Raw genomic sequence first — 2,476 nt, 5'->3', positions numbered from 1 at the left:
GTAAGCGCTCCACGAACCCCATTCTTACGTAGCCCCGTTTGAGCCCGCATGCTTCGGCTTCCGTTTTTCAGGGAGCACGAGCATGTCGGAGCGCAGTACGTTCTGGTTGTCGCACCTGTCGGCAATCGAAGCCGAGGGCATTACCACGAAGGCTTACGCCGAGCGCGAGGGGCTATCGCCGCAGGCGCTCTATCAGTGGCGCAAGCGCCTGGTGACCGGTGGCCGTCGTAGCCGCGCCAAGCTTGGCGGATTCGTCCCGATCAAAGTCGAACCCTCGATGACGCTCCGCGCGGGCTGCACGGTGGTGATCGACGCGCAGCTGCGGCTCGAATGCGCGACGCTGCCTGGCGTCGACTGGCTGGCCGCGCTGTCGGCGGCTCTTGCCGAGCGAGGGCGCTGATGCACCCGGGGCATTCGATCGGCGCGGTGTATCTGTACCGGCCGGCGATCGACTTTCGCAAATCCATCGGCGGACTGTCGGCGCTGGTCGAGCAGGAGCTGGGACTGAACCCGTTCGGCGACGCGCTGTACCTTTTCATCAACCGTCGCCGCGACAAACTCAAGGCGCTGTACTGGCACCGCAACGGCTTCTGCCTCTGGTACAAGCGGCTCGAAGCCGAGCGCTTCGCCTGGCCGGCGGCCGAGGCAAGTCAGCCCACCTGCGTACTGACGATGAAGGAGCTCGAATGGCTGCTCGAAGGCTTCGATCTGTGGGCGGCAAGGCCGCATAAAACGCTGCAATACCAATCGGTTACGTAGCGTGATCGGGTATAATTCCAGCATGCAACCACGTACCGCCGACCCTCGTTCGAATGCCGCCGTCGGCGTGTGCGCATCCCCCCTCCCCGAACAGTTACCCGACGATCCGGCCGCGCTCAAGGCCTTGCTGCGGGAACAGCAGCACGCCTTCGAGCTTGCCTTCAAGGCGCGCGAAGCCGAACTGCAAAAGGCCTTCGAGGCACGCATCCTCGAGCTCTACGAGCAGCTTCGCCTGGCGCGCCGGCGCATGTTCGGCCCCAGCAGCGAATCGCACGCGGGCCAGGGGTGGCTCTTCGACGAGGCCGAGGCGCTGGCCGAGTCCGCAACCGAGGCGGGCGACACCGCAACCTTGCCGCCGCCGGCCACCGAGACGACGGGTGAGACGCCCGCCGACACGGGCAAGAAGAAGGCGCGTGGCAAGCGCAAGCCCTTGCCGATCGAGCTGCCGCGCATCGACGTCGTCCACGACGTCCCCGAGGCCGAACGCACCTGCGCCTGCGGCACACCCATGGTCGAGATTGGCCAGGACGTCAGCGAACAGCTCGACATCGTCCCGATGCAGGTGCGCGTGCTGCGTCACATCAGGAAGCGCTACGGCTGCCCCCAGGGCGACCAGGCGCCGGTCAGCGCCCGCGCCCCGGGGCAGGTGCTGCCCAAGAGCAACGCCAGCAACGACCTCTTGGCGATGCTGCTGGTCACCAAGTACGTCGACGGGCTGCCGCTGGCGCGTTTCGAGTACGTGCTTGCCCGCGCGGGCGCGCTCGTGCCGCGTCAGACCCTGGCGCGCTGGGTGATCGGCACCGCGCAAGCGCTGCAGCCGATCGCCAATCTGATGCGCGACGTGCTGCTCGGGCACGATGTGATTCACATGGACGAAACCCCGGTGCAGGTGCTCAAGGAGCCTGGCCGGGCAGCCACGAGCAAGAGCCAGATGTGGGTGCAGCGCGGTGGTCCGCCGGGTAAGCCGGTGATCCTCTTCGAGTACGACCCGAGCCGCGCGCAGGCGGTCCCTTTACGCCTGCTCGAAGGCTGGAAGGGGCACCTGATCGCCGATGGGCTCGAGAGCTATGGGGCGATCTCCTTCTGCGAGGGCGTGACCCGGCTCGGCTGCTGGGTCCATGCGCGGCGCCGCTTCGTCGACGCCAGCAAGGTGCTGCCCGCCGGCAAGCGCGGTCGCGCCCATGAGGCGCTGGCGCTGATCGGCAAGCTCTACGCCATCGAGAAGGAGGCGCGCGAACTGAGCAACGCCGAGCGCCTGGCGCGACGCCAGAGCAGAAGCCGCGTCGTCATCGACGAACTGCGCCGTTGGCTCGATCAGGTGCTCCCCACCGTGCCGCCCACCTCGGTGCTCGGCGGCGCGTTGGGCTACCTGCATCGGCAGTGGCCGCGACTGACGCGCTACCTCGCACGGGGCGATCTGCCGATCGACAACAACCCGGTCGAAAACGCCATCCGGCCCTTCGTCGTTGGGAGGAAAGCGTGGCTCTTCTCGGATACGCAAGCCGGGGCGCGTGCCAGCGCGCTCATCTACTCGCTGGTCGAGACCGCCAAGGCCAACAACGTCGAGCCGTACCTGTGGCTGCGCCACATACTGCGCGCCGTGCCCAATGCGACCACCGTCGAACACTTCGAGGCCCTCCTGCCCTGGAATCTCAAGGCTGAGCAGTTGATCACGGCGTAGCGAGCCCGGGGAAGATGGGGTTCGTGGAGCGCTTAC

3 protein-coding genes are annotated in these 2,476 nt (G+C 67.0%); all 3 read left to right on the top strand.

Annotated elements, in window-relative coordinates; genetic code table 11:
• Positions 1 to 82 precede the first annotated feature (82 nt).
• The 3 genes from tnpA to tnpC are packed head-to-tail and all read left to right on the top strand — an operon-like array spanning position 83 to position 2,440.
• Positions 83 to 400, top strand: a complete 318-nt coding sequence (gene tnpA / locus C664_RS19930; RefSeq protein ID WP_004261324.1) for an IS66 family insertion sequence element accessory protein TnpA — start codon at positions 83 to 85, stop codon at positions 398 to 400.
• Entirely contained in the window at positions 400 to 759 is a 360-nt protein-coding gene (gene tnpB, locus C664_RS19925) for an IS66 family insertion sequence element accessory protein TnpB (protein WP_004261344.1), read from the top strand. The genes tnpA and tnpB overlap by 1 nt, the downstream gene beginning before the upstream one ends.
• A gap of 22 nt (positions 760 to 781) precedes the next feature.
• Positions 782 to 2,440, top strand: coding sequence for an IS66 family transposase (gene tnpC / locus C664_RS19920; RefSeq protein WP_004261347.1), 1,659 nt, complete (start codon positions 782 to 784; stop codon positions 2,438 to 2,440).
• Positions 2,441 to 2,476: the final 36 nt, after the last annotated feature.

The organism is Thauera sp. 63 (genome assembly GCF_000310165.2).
In the GTDB taxonomy this organism is placed as follows: Bacteria; Pseudomonadota; Gammaproteobacteria; order Burkholderiales; family Rhodocyclaceae; genus Thauera; species Thauera humireducens.
Note: the sequence above shows the minus strand (reverse complement) of the source record. Positions and strands in the feature narration are given on the sequence as shown.

What these genes read in the sequence shown, in the direction of transcription:
- tnpA (WP_004261324.1), top strand. Translation starts at nt 83, where the DNA reads ATGTCGGAGCGCAGTACGTTCTGGTTGTCGCACCTGTCGGCAATCGAA.
- tnpB (WP_004261344.1), top strand. Translation starts at nt 400, where the DNA reads ATGCACCCGGGGCATTCGATCGGCGCGGTGTATCTGTACCGGCCGGCG.
- tnpC (WP_004261347.1), top strand. Translation starts at nt 782, where the DNA reads ATGCAACCACGTACCGCCGACCCTCGTTCGAATGCCGCCGTCGGCGTG.